Consider the following 26,192-nt stretch of genomic DNA (forward strand, 5'->3'; position numbering starts at 1 on the left):
CAATCGCCAATGCGATGCGTACGCCAAGCGGAGCGCGAGATACGCCACGGCGCGGCGTATCAACGTTGCTGTTCATCATAGGAACCTCCTTGAAGCTGCCAGCCATGCGCCGACCTCCCATGCCAACAGAGCGGCCAAAGCTATGGCCAACGGCCATACCACAGGTGTGACGCGCGTGCGTTCCTTGACCGTAGCGGTCACCTTCCATTGGTTCGAGGCCTTGGCCGAGACCGCGTTTGCCGCAGTCGTGGTGGCGTTCATCGCCACGTAAGTGCCGCTGATCTCATCGGCGATCGCCTTGAGCGTGTCCTCATCCATCTTGGAGACTCCCGGCTGACCGGTATCCGGATCAATCACCCATTGTCCGGTGTTGTTGGAATCGCCGGCACTGACGCCATCGGCGACGATCGGAATCTTGCCGCCTGCGGTCGATCCCACACCTATGGTGAACCCATCATCAAGATACTGGCGCAGCGAGGAGAAGGTGCGGCGCGTGACATTCGAGGTCTGCTCGCCGTCGGTGATGAGATACAGGATGATGGCGTCATCGGGATGCGCCTCACGAATCGCCTTGGCGGTCACCAGCAGCTGATCGATCGGAGCATCCAAGCTGGAGCCGGATGACGTGGATGTGGACTCTACCGCCAGCGTATCCGCCCAATTGTCGATGGCGGGAACATCTGGCGTGAGCGGTACGTCGAGCGTGCCCGAAGCGCCGAATCGAATGGCTGCGAAACTGGCGTCAGGATAAGCGTCGGTCAATCCGTGTACTGCGTCGCGCGCGGCCTCGATGCGGGTGATGGCCTGATCCGAACCGTACTGGGCATCCGTTACAGCCATGGAACCGGTGGTATCAACGGCCACGATCACATCCGTGGCATTGACCGCGCGGGAGGTCGTCGAAGACACCGTACTCGGCGTCAGCACCATGATCGCAGCGATCAACAGCATCAGCGTGCGTCGTATGGCCGCCACAACGGTTTCGTCACTGTTGGCGCGTCGGCGTACGAACAACACGATTTCCGCCACGGCCATAAGACCAAGTGCCGCGGCGAGGATTCCCGAGACGAGCCAGCCGAAAACGGGGGAGAAGGTGAATCCGGTCATCGCTTCAACCTCCATGCGCATGCGATCCACAACGCCAATATGATGACCAACGCGAGTACCCACAGTCCCGGGGCGTCCGTCATGGCGGATTTCGCCTTGTTCTCCACATCCGTATCGCGTCGTGACTGGATATCCTTGATCAGTTCGTTGACCGAAGCTCCGCTTGATTGCGTCAGGAAAATCCCGCCGTGGGATTCGATCGCGGATTGCATTTCGAGTGTGGCCTGATCGTTTTCGCTGGATTTCGGTCCGGAATACAGGCCGTCCACCGTAATCTGGGTCTGCTTGGTCAAGTCCAACGCCTCGGCGAGCGAGTATGTCGGCGTGCCTGACACCACATTGTCGGTGGCCAGCACGATGGAGGCCGCACGAGCCCGCTCCGCATTGGTCTGATTCGCGTCGCCGTAGGCGAACCCCGGCAGCATCGCCGCGCAGGAAACCACGCCGTCACCGATCAATGAAGTGGCATCCTTGCGGTTCTGCGTACCCTCAAGCCATCGGGCGATGCTCTGATATTCGGTATCGGACATCTTGTCGATATCGTCCTGCGATTCAACGCCTTTCAGCACTTTGCTCGCGGCCGTCAATTGATCGGTGACCAGCGCGTAATCATCGGTGAGCGGAAATACCGTGCGGGACGTCGAATTGAAAATACTCAAACCGATTCGTTCGCCCTCGAAATGCTTCACCAGCTCAAGATAGGTGTCGATCACCTGCCGATCATAGGGGAGCGTGGAGCCGGAAACATCCAAGCACAGCACAATGTCTCGGCTCGACGCACGTTCGTCTCCCGAATCCACCTGACTGGGGCGGCCGATAAGCACAACGGCCAATCCGAGTGCCACAATCATCAGTGCAACGCTCAGACGGTTCAGCACACGCCATTGACGGAACATGCGTGACGCATACTCCGTATTGAGATCATCGTCCAGCGAAAACACGGGCTCTTCACCGGTGCGACTGCGTCTTGCGAACGCAAAAGCCAGCACGATGAACGCCAGCGCCGCCAATGTGCCGGCCAGCAAGCCCCAAGGCCAATGCCATGCAAGCATCAGAAACGCCACCTTTCCACCAGATTGGATACCCATTGAGCGGCCTGCTGCACACTGACCTCACCGGATTGACGATGGAACGAGTCATCATCGGCGAATTCCGGCGGATACAAGGCGCTGATGGTCTGTTTGAGCGTATCCAGACTTTGTCGGTTCGCGGGGGTGCGCGTCAAATAGGTCAAATCGGTAAGCGTACTGGACTCGAATTGCCGTCCTGAAGCCGAGCTGGCGAACTGACGGGCGATGGCCGCCAATTCGGCGAAGGCTTCGGCGCGTTCGAGTTCGCCGGCCGCATGCCGATTCACGACATCATCGATACGCGCACGCCACACGTTCTTCGAGGCGTTGCCGCTGTGCGCACCGCGAGACGGGGCATTGGATTGTGTCCGTCGCGCAGGGCGGCCAAGCAGTACCGTCAATATGATCAGCACCACGGCGGCCAACAGGCATACCGCGATCACAGCGATCAGCGAGCCGGACAAGGCAAGGGAATCCACCGGTTTGAGATCGCCGATTTCATCGGCGAGCGTGACGGCATTCGTCAGCATATTCGTGATTCCCGTATCGGTCAGTTCAATCATTGCGCGCCCGCCAATCCGTTCAATTCAGGCAGCTGTCCCAGCCGGTTGCGCGTGGTGCGGGCCAACGCCGCGCTGACCAGACGGACGAAACGGCGGAACATGTCTTCGCTGGAAGACGCATGGATCATATGGGAGCCGGCCTTGGCGAGCTCCTGCTCCAACGCCGCCGCCATATAGGCGCGATGCGCATCAACCTGTGCGGCGGCCGTTGTGGAGCGCAGGAATGCAGGTACTCGACGCGGTCCCACGCCATCGGTGATGCTACGGCGCTCGTCTTTGGCGGGAACCGTGAACGGGTTCAACGTGCCCACATCGATCAGCACCATCGGATGCGTGCGGGCAATGCGACGTATGGCTTCGATATGACGCTCCTCCAATGCGTGCTCGTCGGTGGCCAGCACGATCAATGCGTCACGGTCCTTGACGCGACGCGCATACTCCAGCAATGCATCGATATTGCGCCGATGATCCCAGTCGCGCTCCAAAGCCTTGTCCAGCGTGCGCTCGAATTGCGCGAAACCGCCGTTGAACGGCACACGCGTGATGCTCGACTCGTCGCCGAACACCAGAGAGATATCGTCGGCCCGGCGCAACGACAATGCAGCGAACATCCGCAACGCATTCGCCGCCACCTGCCATGCCCTCTCCCCGGAAGGGCATGCGCCGGTCATCTCACGGCCCACATCCATCAACAGCCAGACTCTGGAAGTGGACAGCCGCTCTCGCTCGACCACCATCGGACGACCTTGTCTTGCACTGGTCTTCCAGTCGATCAGACGTGATTCGTCACCCGGCTCATAGGCGTGAACGTCCATCACGTCTCCGGCGCCACCACGGCGTCCGGATGCGTGTTCGCCCTCCAGCACACCCAATGCCTTGCGTACGGTGGGCAGATTCAATTGCGTGCCGAGGGCCTCGATTTTTCTGCGTACGGAATCGGAACTCACGGAACCGGGACCGTTTCCACGATTTTGTCGACGATCTGATCACTGACCACGCCGTCGGCCAGCGCCTCGAAAGTAAGCATGATGCGATGGCGCAGCACTTCGTGGGCGAAAGCCTTGATGTCTTCCGGGACCACATAGTCGCGGCCGGCGAGCAAGGCCTTGGCCTGACCGATACGAATCAGGGCGATGGTGGCGCGCGGCGAAGCGCCCAGACGCACCAAGGCGGACAGTCCCTTGATCGGACGGGTGCCGGCGCCGCGTGAGGTGGCGGCGATATCGACGGCATAACGCATGATCGCATCGGCGACATGTACGCGGCGGGCGGCCTGACGCAGGAACTCGACGTCCGCCACTGTGATGCGATCGCCGGTCAGCGTATCCGGGCCGATCATATCGGCACCTCGTCGGGTGAGCATGGCGAGCATGCGCGCCTCCTCATCGGCGCTCGGATAGGTCATGACCGCTTTCATCATGAAACGATCCATCTGCGCTTCGGGCAGGTTGAAGGTGCCTTCTTCCTCGATGGGGTTCTCGGTGGCGATCACCATGAACGGCTTGGGAAGCTGGATGCGCTGCCCGCCGATGGTGGTTGCGCCTTCCGCCATGGCTTCCAGCATGGCCGACTGGGTTTTGGCGTTGGAACGGTTGATCTCGTCCAGCAGCACGAAATTGGCGTGGATGGGGCCGATCTGCGTGGTGAACTTCTGGGAGGCGAAGTCGAATACCTGAGTGCCGACCAAGTCGGAAGGCATGAGATCAGGGGTGCACTGCACGCGTTTGAACGAGCCGGACACGCAGGTTGCCAGTGTTTGCGCAGCTGTGGTCTTCGCAAGTCCAGGCACCGACTCGATGAGGATATGACCGCCTGCCACCAAAGTGACGATCAGTGATTCGCGCAGATTGTCTTGACCCACCAGCGTCTGGGCGAAACGCGCCCGAATGGTATCGGCCAGCATATGGGCGCGCTTCGCATCATCGATATTCAACGCGGGGGCGGATGCGTTCGCCGATGGTGATGGGGCAGGCACGTTGAGTGGCCTCATGCCGGCTGCCTGCGGGGGAAGATTCGGTTGCGTGGGGAACAAAGTCATGCCCACCACTGTAACGACTCGCGCTGACGGAGCGCTGTGAGGAAGAAGGCTCCCTCAGCATGGGTCAGGTATACGTTCGTCGTAATTCGCCGTTGGGCTCAGCTGCTCAGACGGCCTAGAGACGCCAGTCGATGGGTTCCACTCCCATGTTGACAAGCGCTTGATTGGCTCGGGAGAACGGCTTGGATCCGAAGAATCCGCGTGATGCGGACAGCGGGCTGGGGTGAGGGGATTTGATGATGAACGCATTGGTCAGCAACGGTTCAAGACTTTGCGCATTACGCCCCCAGAGAATTGCCACCAGTGGCTTGGGGTGTCCTTCGGCGTCCGTGCGGGCGTTCAGTGCATGGATTGCGGCTTCGGTGACCTCTTCCCACCCCTTGCCCTGATGCGAGTTCGGGCGACCGACGCCTACGGTCAGGCATCTGTTGAGCAGCATCACACCGCGTTGCGTCCACGGGGTCAGATCGCCGTTGGGCGGCATGGGGACGCCGAGATCATCCACCAGCTCCTTATAAATATTGACAAGGCTTTTGGGCAGCGGACGCACGTCCGGTGCCACGCAGAAGCTCAGGCCCACCGGATGCCCCGGTGTGGGGTAGGGGTCTTGCCCCACGATCAGCACCTTGATGGAGTCGAACGGGATGGTGAAGGCGCGCAGCACATCGTGGCTTGCCGGTAGCCAGGGGTGTCCGGCCGCGTTTTCGGCGCGTAGAAAATCTCCCATGCGATGGATGTTCGGCTCGACGTCCGCCAGCGCGTGCGCCCATCCGGATTCGACCAGTTCATTGAGTGGTTTGATCATGGTTCACTACTGTAGTCAAACGTGCATATCCGGTGCATGGGGCGTGGTGGAGTGGACCAACATGCTGGGTGCCGATTACACTACGTGGATAGTTGTGCAGGAAGGAAGGGCGGCCATGGCGCGCAAAGGCGAAACCTACGACTCATATCAGCGGGATGCTTTCGATAATCCTCCCCGGGGTCCTGTCGGCGTTCATCGGGGCCCCCGTTCTGTGGGGGCGCGTGTGCGCCCATTCGTCATTGTTGTTTTGGTGGCGGCGTTGTGCGGTTTCGGCGCATGGGCATGGATGTCCGGCGAATACAAAGCGTTCTTCGGCATCTCCTCTTCGTCGTCCACTTCCGAGACGGCATCCTCGAATGATTCCGGCAGTGATTCCACGAAGGATTCCACCACGGATTCCACGACGAGCGACAGCACGGACAGCAAGAAGTCCGATCAGTCGTCCGACTCCTCTGATTCCTCGAATTCGTCCAACCAGAGCACCGATGGCACGGACCAGTCTTCTCAGGCCAACGATCAGGCCGGCAATGCTCAGGACACGGCTGTGGTGAACAAGGCCACTCAGGTCCGTGTGATTAATGCCACAGGCGTGACGGGATACGCAGGTCAGAAGGCCGATGTATTGCAAACCGCCGGATATACCAGTGTCGAAGCGAGCAATCCGACCGGTTCCACACTGCCTGCGACCACGGTGGTGTGGTATCAGAATGAAGCTGACAAGGCCACCGCCGAGGATGTGGCCTCTACGCTTGGCATCGCCACGGTCGAACAGGCTCAGGGGCTTGATGTGCCGATTACGGTGGTGCTGCTCAACTAGCCGGTTCAGTCGCCGGCGGCCGTCGCGCCGACAGGCGGTGCGGGGATGTCAATGGCTGGTATGGACGTCGTCGGGCATGCGCTGACAATGGTCGGAAAAGTGAGAATTTGAACGAATTTTGATCATTTTTCCGTTGCCTTGATGACGATTGTTCCCTCGTCACTGTACAATCGTGGCTTAGTCGCGAGGTAGGGGGAGCGCGATGCGGTTCTTTCTACGTTCCCTATAGGTATGTGTCGCGACACCTTATGGGAATAAAGGAAAGATCAAGTATGGCACAAGGTACCGTGAAGTTCTTCCTTGCCAAGAAAGGGTTCGGGTTCATCCAGCCGGACGGCGGCGGCGAGGACGTTTTCGTGCACTACGCGGAAATCAAGGATGACGGCAGCACCAATAAGTTCAAGATGCTGCATGAGGGCGACCGCGTGGAGTATACGCCGGCTCCCTCCGGCAAGGGAACCCAGGCGAAGGATGTGGTGAAGTTGTCCTCCGGTGAGGTTCAAGCCTGACACCCGGCGCATGCAAGGATGTGTACATGAAACCTCGGTCGCATAAGCGGCCGGGGTTTTCTGTTACCTGCCCGAGAAGGCGGCAATACGAAAGCGGCAATACAGAACGGCGTTGTGCGGATAAGGCATCTTTTCATGCCGAGAGCACAATCGCACAAGCGTATGTTGGCACTCGGCGGGTGAGAGTGCTAATGTCTGGGTTAGCACTCGGAGGTCGAGAGTGATAACCGGCAGCTGACGGTCGGTGATCATGGATCGGCTGCCACGGGTGATAACCGGTATACATAGCCATTTGGAGGAACACACAACCATGGCAAAGATCATTGCTTATGATGAGGAAGCCCGTCAGGGCATGCTGGAGGGCCTTGACAAGCTCGCCAACACCGTCAAGGTCACGCTGGGTCCGAAGGGCCGCAACGTCGTGCTCGACAAGACCTATGGCGCTCCGACCATCACCAACGATGGTGTGTCCATCGCCAAGGAGATCGATCTTGAGGATCCGTACGAGCGCATCGGCGCCGAGCTGGTCAAGGAAGTCGCCAAGAAGACCGACGACGTCGCTGGCGACGGCACCACCACCGCTACCGTGCTGGCTCAGTCCCTGGTTCACGAGGGTCTGAAGAACGTTGTTGCCGGTTCCAACCCGATCGCCCTGCGTCGCGGCATCGAGAAGGCCACCGAGGTCATCGTCAAGGAGCTCGTCGCAGCTGCCAAGGATGTTGAGACCAAGGACCAGATCGCTGCCACCGCTACCATCTCCGCCGCTGACCCCGAGGTCGGCGAGAAGATCGCTGAGGCTCTGGATAAGGTCGGTCAGGACGGCGTCGTGACCGTCGAGGACAACAACCGCTTCGGTCTGGACCTCGACTTCACCGAGGGCATGCGCTTCGACAAGGGCTACATCGCTCCGTACTTCGTCACCAACGCCGACGATCAGACCGCCGTGCTGGAGGATCCGTACATCCTGCTGACTTCCAGCAAGGTCTCCTCCCAGCAGGACATCGTCCACGTTGCCGAGCTGGTCATGAAGACCGGCAAGCCGCTGCTGATCATCGCTGAGGATGTTGACGGCGAGGCTCTGCCGACCCTGATCCTGAACAACATCCGTGGCACCTTCAAGTCCTGCGCCGTCAAGGCTCCGGGCTTCGGCGACCGTCGTAAGGCCATGCTGCAGGATATGGCCATTCTGACCGGTGCTCAGGTCGTCTCCGATGAGCTGGGTCTGAAGCTCGACTCCATCGACGTCTCCGTGCTTGGCCACGCCAAGAAGGTCATCGTCTCCAAGGACGAGACCACCATCGTGCAGGGTGCCGGCTCCAAGGAAGACATCGACGCTCGCGTTGCCCAGATTCGCGCTGAGATCGAGAACACCGATTCCGATTACGATCGTGAGAAGCTGCAGGAGCGTCTGGCCAAGCTGGCCGGCGGTGTGGCTGTTATCAAGGTCGGTGCTGCCACCGAGGTTGAGGCCAAGGAGCGTAAGCACCGCATCGAGGATGCTGTGCGTAACGCCAAGGCCGCCATTGAGGAAGGTCTGCTGCCCGGCGGTGGCGTGGCCCTCGTCCAGGCCGCTGCCAAGGCCGAGTCCGATGAGGCTGTGACCTCCCTGACCGGCGAAGAGGCCACCGGTGCCGCTATCGTGTTCCGCGCCATCGAGGCCCCGATCAAGCAGATCGCCGAGAACGCTGGCGTGTCCGGCGACGTGGTGATCAACAAGGTCCGTTCCCTGCCGGACGGCGAAGGCTTCAACGCCGCCACCGACACCTACGAGGATCTGATGGCCGCCGGCGTGACCGACCCGGTCAAGGTGACCCGTTCCGCTCTGCAGAACGCCGCCTCCATCGCTGGCCTGTTCCTGACCACCGAGGCTGTCGTGGCCAACAAGCCGGAGCCGAAGGCCGCTGCCCCGGCCGCCGGCGCTGACATGGGCTACTGATCCCAAGCGGATTGAAAGCTCAGCTGAACGGTCGAGATTGACTCTGACCATTCAGCGCAATGCCTGAACAGTAAGTGGAGGAGACTCTCTTTGTGGGAGTCTCCTCCACTTTTTCGTACTGTTATCCATACGATTATTCGTACGATGCCGGTCAATGGGCGAACAATCTTGCCGCCTGTGCTTCGGCATCGGCGTAGACCGCGGACGCTTGCGTCAGCGAATGCTGAATCGCTTCCAAAGAGGTTTCCATCTGCTGTTGGGCCGCACACCACTGTGCCACGACGGCAGAGAATTGCGTGGCGGCCGATCCGCGCCATGCCTCCTGCAGCGTATTGAGATTGGCGTACATGCCGCTCACCGCCTGCCGGATTTGTGCCACGGAACCTGCCACGGCGGCAGAGGATGATTGAATCCGCTCCGAATCCACTTGATATTGGGGCATCGTTGCTCCTTTCCTTATCTGTATCTGCTGTATTTGTCGTATCCGTCGCCGATCCGATTCCCGTAGCATGCAGGAGAACCGCGGTCGGACGGATACTCAGCCTTCCGGAACCCCGCCAATATCGTCGCCGATGCCGTTCTGTACGGCATATGCAGCTCCATTGCCAATACCGGACGCTAAGGTTGAGCATATGTCACAGACGAATTGGGCAGAGGAAAAAACGACTATTGTGGTTCCAGCTTCGACCAAGCACTACATCGAGGGTCGCCAAATAGCTGCAAAGTGGCTTGTTTTCGCCGTTTGCGCACTGGTAGCGGTGATGATGAGCGTTATGTGGATAACTCCGAGCGCTTTTGGGGATGATTCCGGTACCAGCAGCGACGGCAACGACAACGGCGTGACCATCACCGAGAACATCACCGATACCGAAAACCTGTTGGGCTCGCATGCCGCGGAGGTTTCGGACGCCATCGCCCAAACCGAAAAGGATACGGGCGTGCATGTGCATTTGCTGTATCTGTCCAGCTTCAACAGCGAGCAGACGCCGGAGGATTGGGCCAGGAACGTGCTGGAATCCACTGATCCCAAACCGAACACGGTGATGCTGGCCGTGGCTTCAAACGACGGCAATCTGGTGGTGGCTGTATCGAAGAACTCCGATGAATGGCTCAAAAAGAAAGACACAGTCGATAAGTTGTCCGCAGTCGCCCAGCAGCCGTTGATGGAGAGCACGCCGAACTGGTCGCAGTCCGCGATTGCGCTGATGGATCAGATCGCGAAATCCAAGAAGACGTCCACATCTTCGTCCGCAGTGAGAATTGGCGTGATTGTGATGGGCGTGGCACTGGCCGTGCTGGTGCTCATCATCGTGGTGACCGTGCTGATTCGCCATCGCAAGAAGATCGCCAAGTCCGCCAAGACGGAACTCCAAGATGACATTCAGGAAACACCCAGACGAGCGCGACACTCTAGGAAGCATGAGTAAGCCTATTGAAGCATCGATTGTTGTTGTAGACGACGAGCCGTCCATTCGTGAACTGCTCGTCGCCTCATTGCATTTCGCCGGATTCGAGGTCAATACCGCAGCTTCCGGCTCCGAAGCGATTGAGGTCATCGAAAAGGTGCAGCCCGACCTGATTGTGTTGGATGTCATGCTGCCTGATATCGACGGCTTTACCGTGACCCGTCGTATCCGTCAGGAGGGTATCGATGCGCCGGTGCTCTTCCTGACCGCTCGTGATGATACGCAAGACAAGATCATGGGCCTGACCGTCGGCGGCGACGATTACGTGACCAAACCGTTTAGCCTGGAGGAAGTCGTGGCTCGCATCCGCGCCATCCTCAGACGGACCCGTGAGCAGGTCGAAGATGATCCGATTATCCGCGTCGCCGACCTTGAGATCAATGAAGATTCCCATGACGTGACCCGTGCGGGGCAGACCGTTGACCTGAGCCCCACCGAATACAAGCTGCTGCGTTACCTGATGGACAACGAAGGCCGAGTGCTGTCCAAGGCCCAGATTCTCGATCATGTCTGGCAGTACGACTGGGGCGGGGACGCGGCCATCGTCGAATCCTATATTTCCTACCTGCGTAAGAAGGTGGACGGCATTACGTACACCGACGAGAACGGCGAAACGCATAAGGTGACGCCATTGATCGAAACCAAGCGCGGCATCGGCTACATGATTCGCGAGCCGAAGAACTAGCCGATTCATAAGTCGAACGGATTCGCCTGGCCGAGCCTGATCATCGCCGGTCGAATCATCCGACTGCGCCCCCCTGTACGTTTTTCTCTGCACGAAGCGGTCCTATGAGTAATTCCGATAAGCCAGCAGACACCAATGCATGTGCGCGTCAAACCGCAGCCGACGGTCGGCCGCACGACGGACCGGCACGGTTTGGGCCATACGGTGCCGGCATGCCTGCATTTGCCACCCATCTTCAGGAACATCATGAGCGCAAAAAGAACGTAGTGATGCGGCATCTGGATCGTGTGTCCTTGGGCAGCAAGCTCATGGCGTGCACGATCGCCGTACTGCTGGTCGGCGTGACGGTGATCTCGTTCTCCATTCGTGCGTTGGTGAGCAACTATATGCTGCAGAAAACGGATACCCAGCTTGTGCAGCAGAAAGATTTGATATTCCAGAGTATCGATTTGCTCTCAAACAACGACAATTCCGGGCCGAACTCATACTTCCTGCAGATCCAGTACACCGACGGCACCAAGGATGAGGACGGCAATCCGCTGGTGATCACGCCGTTGATGCCGCAGATGCAGGACGGTATCGTCTCCGTGCCGATACTGCCCACCTATGGGGATACCTCAGGCATCACACTGGGTAAGCAGTTCACCACCCAGTCGGTGGCCAAACAGATTGTTCAGGTACGGGAGAACGCCACCGACAACAACGCGACGCCCAAAACCAACGGCGGCCAAAACTCCGAGTCCGGCGGCTCTGATGGATCGGACGGTTCGAGCGGTTCGGACAGCACAGATTCCTCTGGCACGATAACCAAAATGTTGGCGAATCCATCCGCGAACGTCAGCCATTCCACATTGTCCACAGCACGCGCGCCATGGCGTATTCTGCCATTGCAATGGACCGAACCGACTCAGGACGGCAAGAAGGTGCGCGGCGTGGTGTACATCGGCCTGTCCTTGGCCGATCAAATCGATACCGTGAACACGCTTACCCGGTACTGCGTGCTTGTCGGTATCGCTGTCGTGCTGCTTGGCGGGTCCCTGTCCACGCTGATCATCCAGCACACCATGACGCCGTTGAAGCGTATGGAGAAAACCGCGGCGAAAATCGCAGCCGGAGACCTGAGCCAGCGTATTCCCTCCGCGCCGGAGAACACGGAGGTTGGCTCATTGGCCGCGTCGCTGAACACCATGCTGACCCGAATAGAATCGAGTTTCCACGAACAGGCGGAGACCACGGAGAAAATGAAACGGTTCGTCTCGGACGCCAGCCATGAATTGCGCACTCCGTTGGCCGCCATTCACGGATACGCGGAGCTGTACAAGATGCAGCGTGATATGCCGGGAGCGCTGGAACGCGCCGACGAATCCATCGAGCATATCGAGAAATCCAGTCAGCGTATGACCGTGCTGGTCGAAGACCTTCTTTCGCTTGCGCGTCTTGACGAAGGACGTGGAATCGATGTAAACGGTACGGTGCGGCTTTCCTCGGTGGTATCCGACGCGGTGGATGATCTGCACGCGCTAGACCCGGAACGAGCCATTACGCGTGAGATCATACGCTTGGAACCTGCTCAGGATCTGACTCATCCGGCTCGTTTGACGACCGCCGAGGGGCAGTGGCCCGATGTGGTCCTTCCGGGAGACGCGTCCCGACTGCGCCAGGTGGTGACCAATATCGTGGGCAACATTCATCGGTACACTCCGGTGGATTCGCCGTCAGAAGCCGCGTTGGGCGTGATTCCCGCGGCCATCGACCCGCGTCGTCTCGCCGGCATGCCCGCCACGGACGCTTCTCTGAGAAGCTTCATCGATGCCGCGGAGGTGGGCAACGCCATGCAAACCGGTTACCGGTATGCGGTGCTGCGATTCATCGACCATGGTCCCGGCGTGCCGGACGAATCTCGCTCTCAGATATTCGAACGGTTCTATACCGCTGACCCCTCCCGCGCACGTCAGAAGGGTGGCACCGGCTTGGGGCTTTCCATCGCGCAATCCGTAGTCAAGGCCCATCATGGTTTCATCTGCGCCACGGCCACGGAAGGCGGCGGCCTGACGTTCACCGTGATTCTGCCCATCGAACAGATAGTGGCCGAGCCACCTGTGCCGGCATCTAAGAATACGAAAACCAAGCCGGCCAAGCAGAAAACCTCCTGGTTCTCCGGCGAGCGTAAAAACGCGACGACTCAGCCCAAAGCGTGAGGTCAAGACCTGTGAGGTAGACTATACCTTTGGTTTACCATAGACGTATCAGGATTGATTAAGGAAGGTTCGAGAATGCCCACCGGTCGAGTTCGTTGGTTTGACGCAGCCAAGGGTTATGGTTTCATCACCAATGAGGAAGGCAAGGATGTGTTCCTGCCGGCTCAGGCCCTGCCTGCTGGCGCCACTACGCTGCGCAAGGGAGCCAAGGTGGAATACTCCGTGGTGGATGGCCGTCGTGGGCCACAGGCCATGGGGGTGAAGCTGATCGTATCCGCTCCAAGCCTGGTCAAGGCCACCCGACCGAAGCCGGACGACATGGCCGCCATCTGTGAGGACTTGATCAAGATGCTCGACGCCGCCGGTAACACGCTGCGTCGCCATCATTACCCCTCTTCCGCCGAAAGCAAGAAGCTGGCCACGCTGCTGCGTGCCGTGGCGGATCAATTCGACGTACAGGACTGATTGGATTGATGACTGACACCACCGAAACCGTCGCAAGTCCGGACCCGCGCGCGATCGCACGTGCTGTGCTGCTCGAAGTGGCCGACGAGCCCGAGCAGGTGGGGGATTTCGTCGTCGCCCAGACGCTGGAAGACCACGTCACCGATTTCCGCTTCGCGGCTCATGTGCGCGGATACGAAGGTTGGCAGTGGTCGGTGACGCTGTACCACGATGAGGAACTCGATTCGTGGACCGTCAACGAATCCTCGCTGATACCCACCGAAGACGCGTTGATGCCGCCCAAGTGGATTCCGTGGAAGGATCGTCTGGAGCCTACCGATTTGGCTCCTACCGATTCCATTGGCACCGACCCGGACGACGAACGTATGGAACCGGGGGAGGTGGCGGAATCCTCTCTTGAGGACGTCAACGATGCGGTGCAGACGTTTCGGCTCACCAGACGACATGTGCTGAGCTCCTTAGGTCGGGCCCAGGCGGCGCAGCGCTGGTATGAGGGTCCGCGCGGCCCGAAGGCGTTGAGCACGAAAACCGCCGATGGCAATCTGTGCTCCACTTGTGGCTTCTTCGTGCCGCTGGCCGGTGAACTGGACCGCATGTTCGGCGTATGCGCCAACAAATGGAGCCCGGATGATGGACGCGTGGTTTCGTTGGATCACGGGTGTGGCGAGCATTCCGAGATCGAGCCTCCTGAGCCGAGCCATATCTGGGTGCAGTCCAAGCCGGCGTTCGATGATTTCCATATCGATGTGGTGGCGTCCCCGTCGCGTAAGCGTGCGGAAGCTGCTGATGAAGTTACTGATATGGATGCCGAGGATGTGCTGAAGCTTGCACGTGCTCATGAGACGGGCGACGGCGATGATGAGGGCGAGACAGCCGATCGTGTTGCCGATGCGTCTGATGGTGCGGAGGGCAATGCGGATGCTGGCTCCGTTGTCGCTGCTGATGCCGCGACCGCAACCACTGCCGAAACCACTGTGGATGACGGCCGCGAGGTGGCGCAGGGCTCAGCTGTAGATGATGGAGCCGCAGTTGCCGTATCTGTGGCCAATGACGATTCGATGGATGAAGCTGTTGCAGGTGCGTCCGATGCGGAAGCCGTGGAGGGTCCCGAAACTGCAGGTGAAGCCGAAGATGTTGCCTCCGGCAATGCCGATGATGATGCCGAGCATGCGGATGGTAATTCGGTTACCGATGCCGGCGATTTCTCTGACGCGGGTGATATCGATGACGCAGATGATGATGAGGCCACGGAAGAGGATATCCTCAACAACACCGTGGCGGACGATGACGATATGGATGATGAAGAGGACGAGGACGACGATGAGCCGTCCGACGACGTGGCTCCTGGACTCGAAACCGTCATCGATCTGATCGAGCAGCTGCGTCAAAGCCGTGCTGACAGTATCGACAATGACGATATCGATTACGACGGCACTGATGCCGGTTCCACTTCGGAGAACTTTTCGGACGAAAAGTAGCGGCTATATGGTGACTTCGAGAATTTACCGCGGTGAGATGCGCTCAGTGCGGCAAATTCTCGAAAAGAGCCCAATGCCCGAGAATATACCGCGCTGACGGTGACTCATTGCAACTTATTCTCGGGATAGCCACTTTCTTCGAGAATTTACCGCGGTGAGAGACACTGTGTAACGGGAATAAGCCGTGAATAGCTTCATCATCTGAACGACGACTACCTCACTGTTATGTGAATGGGTATGACGATTTAGGTAATTATTCGTCTACACCCGAATACCGGTTAATGGTCTCGAGTTGATGTGTGATTATCGGATCTTGGGTACTCCGGCATTCATAAGTGTGGCGTCCAAAAGTTGCTTGTCGTCTACCGTCTCACTGAATAAATGAACAACCGTGGTGACACCCTGTTCCTTGAGATGTTGCTCGCGACGCCGCTCATATGCAATCTTCGCTTTCAAATTCGCACGGTGTGGGTTGCTGGTGTCGGCATACTTGGCCACGCCGTCATACTCAGCCACGATGATGCGCCCATCGGCAAGTTTCCAGCAGAAATCGACGCGATACGGCATTGCATAATTATTCGGATTATCAAAGGTGATTTGAAATAGCGGTTCGGCGTAACCAAGTTCGATGATATGCGCATACGCCCAAGACTCGCCGCCATTTTCCCTCATCGAATTGGCGTGAACCAATAGTTTCTTCACAGCCTGATCATCGCAGTTCGTCTGAATCATGAGGGTACTGACATCTGTCTTGGAAACGTGCCCGTATCGTAACGCCGAATCGTACACGGCTAGTGCACGATCGAAAGGAAGAGCCGCGCAATCGATGAGCGTCCGTGCCGGCGAAGTAATGAGGATGTCGCCGCTTCGCCAACGTGGAATCGACGACATGTAGACACGATGCAACCGTTTGGAATCTCTTTTGGTGATTCCACCGGTGCAGGCGATGTGCACTGTTCCATCATGAAGCATGTAGGAGTGCTCGTAACCATAGACACATGCGGCACTCAATCCGGCGAATACCCACTTTGGATGCAATTTCGACAGTGCACGGATGCTATGCAGCGACCGTTCCTCCGCATTCAGCGAAGCCCAGTACAGTGCCGAAGCGAACAGATTGGGATACGGCGACACGATTTCTCCGGCTTGGACGCGCCGTCTCAGGGCGTCGCTGAGTGCCTTTCCATCTCCGATGGCGCATCGCCGCTCGTGTTCGGCCGCGCGCAATAATGCCGATACTCCTTTGTGCTGCTTCATGATTCGACGCTAAAACGTCAAGACCATCCCGTGCAAGCCGAATCAAGGTATGTGGTTCCAGCTTGCCGATTTATCCACAATCCGCATGAAACCCGTACCACCTGTTCCAATGGACAACAATCGACAATCGATTTGTGCTGGAGCCGGTTTGATAAAGATGATACGTATCGGATGGATAGTTCATCGATTCGTATCGTTCGACAAATATTGTGAACCCACAATGAGCTATTAGGCCCAATGTGCAGTCGTCTTAACCCGGAATTGATGTGGCTTTCGTTTGCTGCTTGCTGCAGGCACTCTCAGCGCAGTAAATTCTCGAAATAATCCTTGATCCCGAGAAATAGTTGCACTGAGCTGCTGTCAGTGCGGTAAATTCTCGAAAAGAGCCCAATGCCCGAGAATATACCGCGCTGAGAGCGACTCAGTGCGGTATATTCTCGGGATCGGTGAATCAGTGCACCACGGTCACCGTGCATTCGGCGAAGTTGACGATTTGGCGGGAGACCGAGCCGAGGAAATGCGCGTCGAGGCCGGAAAGCCCTCGTGAACCGACTACCAGATGAGAGGCGTAGCGCGAAGCCGCGATCAAACCCTTCGAGGCACGGATATGGAAAGCATGGGTGTTGACTTCCACGCCTTCGGGCACTTCGACCCGAGTCATGAGATCAAGCAGAATCTCCTCGGCGCGGCGTTGACCGGCATCCACTGGAGGCACGGCATTCTCGTAGCCGGGAATCACTCCCAAATCCTTCAGTTGCCAGCAGAACAGCACCTCAAGCGGCACGGCGTGCAGTCGCGCTTCCTCTGCCGCGAACCGGAACGCGCCTTCCGAGCCGAGAGAGCCATCTACGCCTACGACCACAGGACGAACTGGCACGGGGGAGGTCGGCCCAGGCTCGACATAGTGTACGGGATCATTGCCGGGCGTCAGTGCGCTGGCGATGGCGTCGGTTACGGATTCCTCCTCGCCGCGCACGGTGCGTACCACCGTCACCGGCACTTCGGCCTCTTCGGCTAGGGAAGCCGACAGAGATCCCAGGAACCAGCGCGCCACACGGCCCAGCGAACGACGGCCCACCACAATCTGTTGGGCATCGTGGCCAATCTGCAACAGGGCGGCGGTGCCGGAGGCCTTGACCGAGGTGAGTTTGAGGTCAGCCGGGTCGAAATCGATGCCTGCGCTGGCGCGGTCCACCCAACGGCGCAGCTCATTGGCGATATCATGACGGACCTTGGCCCAGGCTTCGTCGCTGTCCGGTTCGGAGCCCATATCCCACGAGTGCGTCCATCCGAAGACGGCATTGACATGCTGACCGGTCAACGACGCCTCTTCGAGCGCCCATTTCAGAGCTGCGAACGATTCATCGGAACCATCGACACCAACAACAATGTCGGACTTGACGTTCATGTCACTCATAACGACCTCCTTTGGCAGATGGGTGCATCTATCCCAAGCATATCGTTTCTTTCCTTCTGATAGCGGAATTCGTGAAATCTATTGAATAAACGTCACTGTGAATCGGTAGAGTAAAACGGAATGTTAATTGAGGAAGGACAAGCATGTTCGAACGGTTTACCGACCGTGCACGGCGCGTGATCGTGTTGGCGCAGGAAGAGGCAAGGTCTCTTCAGCACAACTACATCGGCACCGAACACCTGCTGCTCGGCCTGATTCGCGAGGGCGAAGGCGTGGCCGCCAAGGCGCTCGCCTCGAAGGGCGTGGAGCTTGATGCCACCCGCAAGCAGGTCGAGGAAATGATCGGCAAAGGCAACGCGGCTCCGAACGGGCACATCCCCTTTACTCCGCACGCCAAGCAGGTGTTGGAGTTTTCGCTGCGTGAAGCGCTGCAGCTCGGTCACAGCTACATCGGCACCGAGCATATTCTGCTCGGCCTGATTCGCGAGGGCGAAGGCGTGGGCACCCAGGTGCTCATCAAGATGGACGTCGATCTGGGCGAACTCAGAAGCGCCACCATCGATATGATTCGCGGCAACTCCGGCACCGGTTCATCCGACGGCAAGGGCGATCTGGCCAACGCCGGCGGCGTAGCGGACAAGCAGAACAAGTCCGGCTCCGCCATTCTCGACCAGTTCGGCCGCAACCTGACGCAAGAAGCCGCCGAAGGCAAGCTTGATCCGGTGATCGGTCGTACGAACGAGATCGAGCGCGTAATGGTCGTGCTCTCCCGCCGCACCAAGAACAACCCGGTGCTGATCGGCGAGCCCGGTGTAGGCAAAACCGCTGTGGTTGAGGGCTTGGCTCAGAAGATCAACGCGGGCGATGTGCCGGAGACCCTGAAGGGCAAGCAGGTGTACTCGCTGGACCTCGGCTCCATGGTGGCCGGTTCCCGCTACCGTGGCGACTTCGAGGAGCGTCTGAAGAAGGTCTTGAAGGAAATCAAGACCCGTGGCGACATCGTACTGTTCATCGACGAGATTCACACCATCGTGGGTGCCGGCTCGGCCGACGGCGCGTTGGGTGCCTCCGACATGCTGAAGCCGATGCTGGCTCGTGGCGAGCTGCAGACCATCGGTGCCACCACTACGGACGAGTATCGCAAGTACATCGAGAAGGATGCGGCGCTTGAACGCCGTTTCCAGCCGATTCAGGTGCATGAGCCGACCATCGCCGAAACCATCGAAATCCTGAAGGGTCTGCGTTCCCGTTATGAGAACCACCATCATGTGACCATCACGGATGGCGCGTTGCAGTCCGCCGCAGAGCTTTCATCTCGTTATATTCAGGACCGTCATCTGCCGGACAAGGCCATCGACTTGATCGATGAGGCCGGAGCTCGTCTGCGTATCAAGCGTCTGACCGCTCCGCCCGAGCTCAAAGAGCTGGACGAGAAGATCGCCAAGGTGGCCGCCGAAAAGGATGAGGCCATCAAGGCCCAAGACTTCGAAAAGGCTGCAACCCTGCGCGACAATCAGGAGAGGCTGGAAGCCGACCGCAAGGCCAAGGAGAACTCCTGGCGCGAAGGCGAATCCGACGTCAAGATGGTTGTGGACGAGGACGTGATCGCCGAAGTGATCAGCTCGACCACCGGCATCCCGGTGTTCAAGCTCACTCAGGCTGAGTCCAAGAAGCTGCTCAACATGGAGGCCGAGCTGCACAAGCGCATCATCGGCCAGGATGAGGCGGTTTCCGCACTGTCTCGTTCTATTCGCCGTACCCGCGTGGGTCTGAAGGACCCGAAGCGTCCGTCCGGTTCGTTCATCTTCGCCGGCCCGACCGGTGTGGGCAAGACCGAGCTGGCCAAGACGCTCGCCGAATTCCTGTTCGACGATGAGGACGCGCTGATCCGCGTGGATATGTCCGAGTTCTCCGAGAAGTACGCGGCCTCCCGTCTGTTCGGTGCGCCTCCGGGATATGTGGGTTACGAGGAAGGCGGCGATCTCACCGAGAAGGTGCGTCGCAAGCCGTTCTCCGTGGTGCTGTTCGATGAGATCGAAAAGGCACATCCGGACATCTTCAACACGCTGTTGCAGGTGCTGGACGATGGCCATCTGACCGATGGCCAGGGCCGCAAGGTGGACTTCAAGAACACCATCATCATCCTTACGACCAATCTCGGTACGCGTGACATCGCCAAGGCCGCCAACACCGGCTTCAACCTGGGGGCCAACAACGAGTCGAGCTACCAGCGTATGAAGGATCAGGTGTCGAGCGAGCTCAAGCAGCAGTTCCGCCCTGAGTTCCTGAACCGTCTGGACGACATCATCGTCTTCAAGCAGCTCACTGAGCCTGAAGTGCGTCAGATCGTGGATCTCGACGTCAAGCAGCTCAATGATCGTCTGTTCGACCGTCACATGTCGCTCGAATTGACGAACGCCGCCAAGGACCTGCTTGCTCAGAAGGGCTTCGATCCGCTGCTCGGTGCCCGTCCGTTGCGCCGTGTGATTCAGCGCGACATCGAGGATGCCATCTCCGAGAAGATTCTCATGGGAGACCTCTCCGACGGCCAACGTGTGGTGGTGGACGCCGAGGGCGAAGGCATCTTGGGTGAGTTCACCTTCAAGGGTGAGACGTTCGAGGAGCCGGCCGCCGAAGGCGCAGCCAAGGACGCCGAGAGCGGCGAAGGCGATAAGTCGGAGCCGGTCGACGCTTCGGTTGCCGAAGACTCCGGTACGTCTGATGCCGGTGCCGCCGGCGAGCAGTCCGCCGAATAATCGCGGCTGACAACGCATAAACATAAGCGCCTCGATTCCACACGGAACCGAGGCGCTTTGACAATTGCAAGAACTGTCTTGCAGCCCCTAGCTATCTCTAGTTATCCATGGCGTTAAAGATCCTCCTATGAGGAGATGGGTGATCGGAGATGGGTGCTGAGACCGTGAGCTTGGCCGAACGGCCGTGAGCCTGCCGAAACATGCATCTCCAACCACCCATCGGCCAACTCAGCCGGAGAAATCCACTTCACCGAGCTTTTCGATGAGCTTCATGTTCTCGGAGTAATCGACCGGGCAGGCGATGATGTCGATGCCGGAGCCCGAGCGCAGTGCGGCGCGCAGCGTGGGATAGAGCTGGTCGGCGGATTCAATCAGATGGCCTTTGGCGCCGAAGCTCATGCCGAGCTCCACCACATCCGGGTTGTTGAAGTCCACGTATTCGTGGGAACCGTCGTGGATATCCATCTTCCACTTGATCAGGCCATACGCCTCATCAACCCATACCAGAATAACCATGCGAGCGCCTACGCGCACGGCGGTTTCGATCTCCTGCACGTTCATCATGAACGAGCCGTCACCCATCACCGCGAGCACCGGTCGGCCCGGATTCTCCAGTGAGGCCGCCACCGCGCCCGGCAGCGTCCAGGCCATGGTGGACAGGGAATTGTCGATCACACAAGTGTTGGAGTAGTACGTGGGGTAGAGGCGGGCCATCCACATTTTCAGCGCGCCGGTATCCACCAGCGCAATATCCGTATCCGTTTCCATCGCGCGGCGTGTGTCGGCCACGATGCGCTGCGGCTTCATCGGGAATGAATCGTCGTTGGCATACGAATCGTATTCGGTTTGCAGCAGTTCGTGAATCTTCGGATGCGAGACGCCGAACGTCACGCGCTCGGCCTTGAGCTGGGCGATCAACGCTTGCAGCGTGGCATCGATATTGCCCATGATGTTCAGAGCCGTGGAGTAATGCGCGTCCGTATCCTCGATGAACGTGTTGATATGGATGATGGTTTTGTCATCATTCGGGTTGATCTTTTTCGGATCGAACTGTTGGATGGAGAAGCCCACCGCGATGATGAGATCCGCCTCGTCGAATGCGAAGTTCTCGTAGTCGTGGCGCATGAAGCCCACCACGCCGAGGGCCAGCGGAATGCGGTCGGAGATCACGCCCTTGCCTTCGAACGTGGTGGCCACCGGCACATTGAGCTGTTCGGCCAAGGCCAGCAGACGGTTTTCGGCATGACCGCGCGCCACGCCGTTGCCGGCGAGAATGATCGGGTGTTTGGCGCCGCGGATGATGCTTACAGCGCGGGCGATAGTGTCCTCGGTGGGGGCGAAGCTCATCGGATTGGGCAATGGCAGCGGGTGGGCATCTTCGGGAGCCGGCATCTCGGCCACGTCCTCCGGCAGAATCAGGCAGGTGGCACCCGGACGGTTGCGCTGGGAGATGGAGAAGGCCTTACGTACCATTTCCGGCACGCTTGCCGGTTCCACAATCATCGATGTCCACTGTGTAAGCGGGCGGAACACACTGACCAGGTCGATGATCTGGTGTGATTCCTTATATAGGCGGGACAGGTTGCCCTGCGCGCAGATGGCCACCAGTGGTGTGGTGCTGGCATTCGCCTGCGCCACTGGCAGGGTGAGGTTCAGCGCACCAGGGCCAAGCGTGGCCAGACAGACGCCGGGCTTGCCGGTCAGGTGCCCTTGCGTGGCGGCCATGAAGCCGGCTCCCTGCTCATGCCGGGTCAGGATGAATCGGATGCGTCCGTCACGTTCGATGGCTTCCATGAGTGGGATGTTCTCCTCGCCGGGGATGCCGTACATCGTTTCGACGCCCTCGTTGACCAGACATTCCACGAACAGGTCGGCTACAGTGCGGATATGGTTGGTTGTTTCAATCGCTGCGTTCACGGTAGGGAAGTGTAACAGTCGGGATATGCGGAATGATGGCAGGGGCATGTTGGACGGCGAAAAGACAGCGTGTGCGATCTCAACGGCTTGCGAGTCAGTCCACAAAGAAGTCGCTAAGAGTTTACTGTAGTGTTGATTACGCGCGGAAGACCGTTTAATCGCCGTGCCTACATTGGATATCGTGAGCAAGGGCATGAATCGCCGGCGCATGTGGTCCGGCAGACGGCCGGGGGCCGTTCTCACCATCATCATATCGATCGTTCTCACGGGTTTCATAGCACCCAATGCGATCGGTGCTTCAGCAGTCGTTCCTTTTGCCGGCAACAATCCAGCCAATGGCACACGTACGGTCACTATCGCCGATATCACCGATTTCCATGGGCATATCGAACGTGGCGCGGATAATGCCGCCGCCTTCGCCGTGGCTAATGATCACAATCCCGGCAATATGATTCCGGTCTCCACCGGAGACTTGGTGGGCGGCTCTCCATACGAGTCCGCAGTGGAACAGGACAAACCCACATTGGATATGGCTCGTTCATGGAATCTGACCATTTCCGCAGTGGGCAACCATGAATTCGATCGTGGCGTGGATGATTTCAACCAACGTATCGCCGATCCGTCGTATGGCATTGATTGGCTGTGCGCCAATACGTCGGCGTCGAATAAGCGGGCTGGAGGGCGTCTTGACAGAGTCAGGGATTATACGATTCGTAACGTCAATGGTAAACGGATAGCCTTCATCGGAGCCTTGACCGACAAGCTGGGATCTGTGGCCACTCCCGAAATCACGAGGGATGCGGATTTGAGCGAGCGTGCAGCAGACGCGGTCAACCGTGTGGCCGGTGAGCTTAAACGCTCGGGGACGGTGGACGCGGTAGTGGCATTGATTCATGATGATGCGAAAGCGGCGCAACAATTTGGCCGTTACGTGGATCTCGTATATGCAGGGCATACCCATGCCGTCAAGTCCGCCACAACTTCCGCCGGAGCTCCGATTTACGAGGCGGGCAGCTATGGTCGGGATATGGCCGTACAAGATCTCATCATCACAGGCCACGGGCTTGGGGCAAGCGTAAAGGTAGCGAATGTGGATATCGGCAATGGTGCCACGCCTACGGGAACGGACGGCGTATTGGACATCACCGGTATGGACTCGCACCCACGGCAGGCGGCTTGGATGAGCGCCGGACAGACGGTGCATGGTGTTGTCGAGGCCCGGCAGATCTATACGGAAGCGCAATCATTCGCGGCGAATGTAGGAGACATGACTGTCGGCACATTGGCGACTGGCACTCATTTCTCCAAACAGTCCGATACGAGGCCCAAAGGCGAGTTGGGCATGCTGATCGCGGATGCGAACCGCGCAACCGTGATGCAACGGGTGTATGCCGGGAACCGCATTCCTGTTATCGGTTTCTCAAATAACGGTAGTCTGCGCACCGATACATTGGATACCAATGGTGATGGTGCCGTCACAGTGCGGGAAGTGGACAGTCTGATGGCACTGCAATTCCGCGCCGCTTACGAGACGATCACCGGAAGCGACCTGAAGGCAATACTGGCCGAACAGTTTTATCGCGATGATGGGCAGATACGCAGCCGGTGGATCGGCATTTCGTCGAATGTGTCATTCCAGCAGATTACGTGCGGGGGAGTGGATGATCCGTGCGCTGCCGAAGACCGGAAGCAGCATCAAGCGGCGTCCTCAACGGACCATGACGAAGCCTCCGGATTGTCGCGCTCGCCGTCGGCGTCCAAGAGCGAAAAGCAGAGCATGGTGCAGTATCATCAATCGCCTGTTCGTATCACGAATCTGACTATTGACGGGCATGCAATCGCGGACGACGATCTGATCATCGCGGCATCGAACTCGTATCTGCTCCAAGGCGGCGACAGCTATCATGCATTCACGGCCGGTTCCAATTATGTGGAGCTGGATATGTCGTACAACCAACCGCTGACCGAATATTTAAGAGCGCACCCTGATTTGCATGCGATCGCAGCTGGTGGAGCGGATACACGAAGCTGATGCACGATGCGTGACGTACGAGGCACGAGGCATACGCAAGACGGGGCGAATGCACTCTCGTGACATGCTGATGGCGTTGAATTCCTTTGTATGTTCGCGGTTACAACCAGACCCGCGCGAACATACAAACGTTTTTGCTCCCGAATTCCTTTGTATGTTCGCGCAGGGTATTGAAATCGCGCGGACATACAAAGGGTGCGGAATGAAGAGCTTGGGCAACGGAACAGCGCCGGTACCTACGCAAACAGCCGTGTGCAGTCCGTATTGATTCGAACTGCACACGGCTGTTTGCTATTGAATGTGTTCTCTCGGTGATGGTCCTCTGCCCCGCTCTATTGCGCAGGGCAGAGGACAGAAGAACGGGGCGGCCAACTTACTTGATGGCGTTCAGCCACTGCTCCTTGGTGGCCTTCTCAGCCTCAAGCTTGGCCTTCTTCTTCGGATCGGATTCGGCGGCGATCTTCTCGTTGAGCTCGGCCAGCTGAGCGTTGAGCTGCTCCTCGAAGCTGGAACGACGGGCATCGGTTTCCGGGTCGGTCTGCTTCCAAGCGGCGTCCTCGATGGCCTTGATCTGCTTGTCCACAGCGTCCAGACGGTTTTCGATGCGGCGCATGTCGTCGCGCGGCACGTAACCGATCTGATCCCACTCCTCCTGGATCTTGGCCAGCTCCTGACGAGCCTTCTTGGCCTCGGCTTCGGTCTTGACCGGAACCAACGCCTCGGCCTTGACCAGCAGGGCTTCCTTGGCGGCCAGATTCTCCTTTTCGGCGGAGTTCATCTGATCGCGATCGGCCTGACGGGCGTTGAAGAAGGTGTCGGCAGCCTCGCGGAACTTGGCCCACAGCTCGTCGTCCTCATTGCGGCCGGCGCGACCGGCCTTCTTCCAACGATCCATCAGATCGTTGAACTTGCGGGAGGTCTCACCCCAAGCGGTGGAGTCCTTGAGCTCGTTGGCCTCGGCGATAATCGCCTCCTTGACCTCCTTGGCGTGGTTGCGCTCGTTGTCGCGAGCCTGAGCCCACTTGCGGCGAGCCTGGTTGAAGGTGGTGCGGGCGGCGGAGAAGCGCTTCCACAGGGCTTCGGCTTCCGGCTTGTCGATACGCACGGTGGTGCGCTGATGGTTCTGCCACTCGTCGAACAGGTTGCGGAACTTATCGGCGGTGGAACGCCAGTTGGTGTTGTCACCCAGAGAAGCGGCCAGTGCTTCGGCCTTCTCCACGATGGCGGTACGCTCGGCGACTGCCTTGGCCTGAGCGGCCTTGCGAGCCTTGGCGATTTCCGCCTTCTTGGCTTCGCCGGCAGCCTTGAGCTGTTCAAACTGGGCCTTGAGCGCAGCGATGTCGCCCACGACTGCCGGTTCGGCGGTTTCCTCGCCAAGCAGCTTGACGGACTCGTCGATCTCACGCGGCTTGATGTTTGCGGCATTCAGACGGGTGGCCAGCAGATCAAGCTTCGCCTTGAGATCGAGGAAACGGCGGGCATAGAGGGCCAGCGCCTCTTCCTTGGACACATCCGGGAACTGGCCGACTTCGCGCTCAGTCTCGCCGTCCTTGACGAATACGGTGCCGTTGTCGTCCACGCGGCCGAATGCTTCGGCGGCCTTGACGTCCGCTTCGGCATAGGCACCCGGCGTGGTGGTGGGGGCGGCAGCGCGCGGCGTCGCGGCGGGGGTCTTA

At 58.8% G+C, this 26,192-nt stretch carries 21 protein-coding genes; 10 read left to right on the forward strand and 11 right to left on the reverse strand.

Features of this window, described 5'->3' with window-relative positions; genetic code table 11:
- Positions 1-75: 75 nt before the first annotated feature.
- The 6 genes from G1C97_RS02095 to G1C97_RS02120 form a co-directional block, all read right to left on the reverse strand.
- A complete protein-coding gene (locus G1C97_RS02095; RefSeq protein WP_169240265.1) occupies positions 76-1,107 on the reverse strand; it encodes a vWA domain-containing protein in 1,032 nt (343 codons plus the stop codon).
- Complete coding sequence (locus G1C97_RS02100) at positions 1,104-2,162, reverse strand: vWA domain-containing protein (RefSeq protein ID WP_169240329.1); 1,059 nt, start codon at positions 2,160-2,162, stop codon at positions 1,104-1,106. The genes G1C97_RS02095 and G1C97_RS02100 overlap by 4 nt, the downstream gene beginning before the upstream one ends.
- Positions 2,159-2,740 carry a hypothetical protein gene (locus G1C97_RS02105; protein ID WP_240950957.1) on the reverse strand — a complete coding sequence of 194 codons (582 nt, stop codon included), beginning with the start codon at positions 2,738-2,740 and terminating at the stop codon, positions 2,159-2,161. Before G1C97_RS02105 ends, G1C97_RS02100 begins: the two co-directional genes overlap by 4 nt.
- Positions 2,737-3,687 (reverse strand): DUF58 domain-containing protein, encoded by a 951-nt coding sequence (locus tag G1C97_RS02110; protein WP_169240266.1) that lies wholly within the window; start codon positions 3,685-3,687, stop codon positions 2,737-2,739. Before G1C97_RS02110 ends, G1C97_RS02105 begins: the two co-directional genes overlap by 4 nt.
- Positions 3,684-4,778 carry an AAA family ATPase gene (locus G1C97_RS02115; protein ID WP_169240267.1) on the reverse strand — a complete coding sequence of 365 codons (1,095 nt, stop codon included), beginning with the start codon at positions 4,776-4,778 and terminating at the stop codon, positions 3,684-3,686. The genes G1C97_RS02110 and G1C97_RS02115 overlap by 4 nt, the downstream gene beginning before the upstream one ends.
- Before the next feature lie 115 nt (positions 4,779-4,893).
- Positions 4,894-5,583, reverse strand: coding sequence for a uracil-DNA glycosylase (locus tag G1C97_RS02120; RefSeq protein WP_169240268.1), 690 nt, complete (start codon positions 5,581-5,583; stop codon positions 4,894-4,896).
- Between the two features lie 115 nt (positions 5,584-5,698).
- Between G1C97_RS02120 and G1C97_RS02125 the strand changes: the two genes are divergently transcribed.
- The 3 genes from G1C97_RS02125 to groL all read left to right on the forward strand — a co-directional run bounded on the left by G1C97_RS02125 (position 5,699) and on the right by groL (position 8,845).
- On the forward strand, positions 5,699-6,400 hold the full coding sequence (locus tag G1C97_RS02125) for a LytR C-terminal domain-containing protein (protein ID WP_169240269.1): 702 nt from the start codon (positions 5,699-5,701) through the stop codon (positions 6,398-6,400).
- Between the two features lie 272 nt (positions 6,401-6,672).
- The gene (locus tag G1C97_RS02130; RefSeq protein ID WP_100496106.1) at positions 6,673-6,909 is read left to right on the forward strand and encodes a cold-shock protein; all 237 of its coding nucleotides are present in this window, start codon (positions 6,673-6,675) and stop codon (positions 6,907-6,909) included.
- Positions 6,910-7,219: 310 nt separating this feature from the next.
- A complete protein-coding gene (gene groL / locus G1C97_RS02135) occupies positions 7,220-8,845 on the forward strand; it encodes a chaperonin GroEL (RefSeq protein ID WP_169240270.1) in 1,626 nt (541 codons plus the stop codon).
- A gap of 151 nt (positions 8,846-8,996) precedes the next feature.
- Here the strand turns inward: groL and G1C97_RS02140 are convergent, their stop codons facing one another.
- A complete protein-coding gene (locus tag G1C97_RS02140; RefSeq protein ID WP_169240271.1) occupies positions 8,997-9,287 on the reverse strand; it encodes a WXG100 family type VII secretion target in 291 nt (96 codons plus the stop codon).
- 331 nt (positions 9,288-9,618) lie between these two features.
- Between G1C97_RS02140 and G1C97_RS02145 the strand changes: the two genes are divergently transcribed.
- From G1C97_RS02145 to G1C97_RS02165, 5 genes are all read left to right on the forward strand, one after another.
- Positions 9,619-10,272 carry a TPM domain-containing protein gene (locus G1C97_RS02145; RefSeq protein WP_169240331.1) on the forward strand — a complete coding sequence of 218 codons (654 nt, stop codon included), beginning with the start codon at positions 9,619-9,621 and terminating at the stop codon, positions 10,270-10,272.
- Positions 10,265-10,996, forward strand: a complete 732-nt coding sequence (locus G1C97_RS02150) for a response regulator transcription factor (protein ID WP_100496102.1) — start codon at positions 10,265-10,267, stop codon at positions 10,994-10,996. The genes G1C97_RS02145 and G1C97_RS02150 overlap by 8 nt, the downstream gene beginning before the upstream one ends.
- A 212-nt stretch (positions 10,997-11,208) precedes the next feature.
- The gene (locus G1C97_RS02155; protein ID WP_169240332.1) at positions 11,209-13,194 is read left to right on the forward strand and encodes a sensor histidine kinase; all 1,986 of its coding nucleotides are present in this window, start codon (positions 11,209-11,211) and stop codon (positions 13,192-13,194) included.
- A 75-nt stretch (positions 13,195-13,269) separates the two neighbouring features.
- On the forward strand, positions 13,270-13,659 hold the full coding sequence (locus tag G1C97_RS02160) for a cold-shock protein (RefSeq protein ID WP_100496101.1): 390 nt from the start codon (positions 13,270-13,272) through the stop codon (positions 13,657-13,659).
- A gap of 8 nt (positions 13,660-13,667) precedes the next feature.
- Positions 13,668-15,137: a DUF3027 domain-containing protein gene (locus tag G1C97_RS02165; protein ID WP_240950959.1), complete on the forward strand. Its 1,470-nt coding sequence runs from the start codon at positions 13,668-13,670 to the stop codon at positions 15,135-15,137.
- Between the two features lie 303 nt (positions 15,138-15,440).
- Here G1C97_RS02165 and G1C97_RS02170 read toward each other — a convergent pair whose 3' ends face one another.
- Entirely contained in the window at positions 15,441-16,271 is an 831-nt protein-coding gene (locus tag G1C97_RS02170; RefSeq protein ID WP_335341317.1) for a hypothetical protein, read from the reverse strand.
- Positions 16,272-16,845: 574 nt separating this feature from the next.
- Entirely contained in the window at positions 16,846-17,811 is a 966-nt protein-coding gene (locus G1C97_RS02175; RefSeq protein ID WP_169240273.1) for a universal stress protein, read from the reverse strand.
- 143 nt (positions 17,812-17,954) lie between these two features.
- On the opposite strand from G1C97_RS02175, the gene G1C97_RS02180 reads away from it, so the two are divergent.
- Complete coding sequence (locus G1C97_RS02180) at positions 17,955-20,567, forward strand: ATP-dependent Clp protease ATP-binding subunit (protein WP_169240274.1); 2,613 nt, start codon at positions 17,955-17,957, stop codon at positions 20,565-20,567.
- A 228-nt stretch (positions 20,568-20,795) separates the two neighbouring features.
- Here G1C97_RS02180 and G1C97_RS02185 read toward each other — a convergent pair whose 3' ends face one another.
- On the reverse strand, positions 20,796-22,484 hold the full coding sequence (locus G1C97_RS02185; protein WP_335341318.1) for an acetolactate synthase large subunit: 1,689 nt from the start codon (positions 22,482-22,484) through the stop codon (positions 20,796-20,798).
- Positions 22,485-22,677: 193 nt separating this feature from the next.
- Here G1C97_RS02185 and G1C97_RS02190 point away from each other — a divergent pair, with 193 nt between their 5' ends.
- The gene (locus G1C97_RS02190) at positions 22,678-24,516 is read left to right on the forward strand and encodes a bifunctional metallophosphatase/5'-nucleotidase (RefSeq protein WP_169240333.1); all 1,839 of its coding nucleotides are present in this window, start codon (positions 22,678-22,680) and stop codon (positions 24,514-24,516) included.
- A gap of 373 nt (positions 24,517-24,889) precedes the next feature.
- Here the strand turns inward: G1C97_RS02190 and G1C97_RS02195 are convergent.
- A partial coding sequence (locus tag G1C97_RS02195) for a DUF349 domain-containing protein (protein WP_169240276.1) occupies positions 24,890-26,192 on the reverse strand: 1,303 nt, incomplete at its 5' end.

Origin of the sequence: Bifidobacterium olomucense (assembly GCF_012932375.1) — a bacterium.
GTDB classification, from domain to species: Bacteria; Actinomycetota; Actinomycetes; order Actinomycetales; family Bifidobacteriaceae; genus Bifidobacterium; species Bifidobacterium olomucense.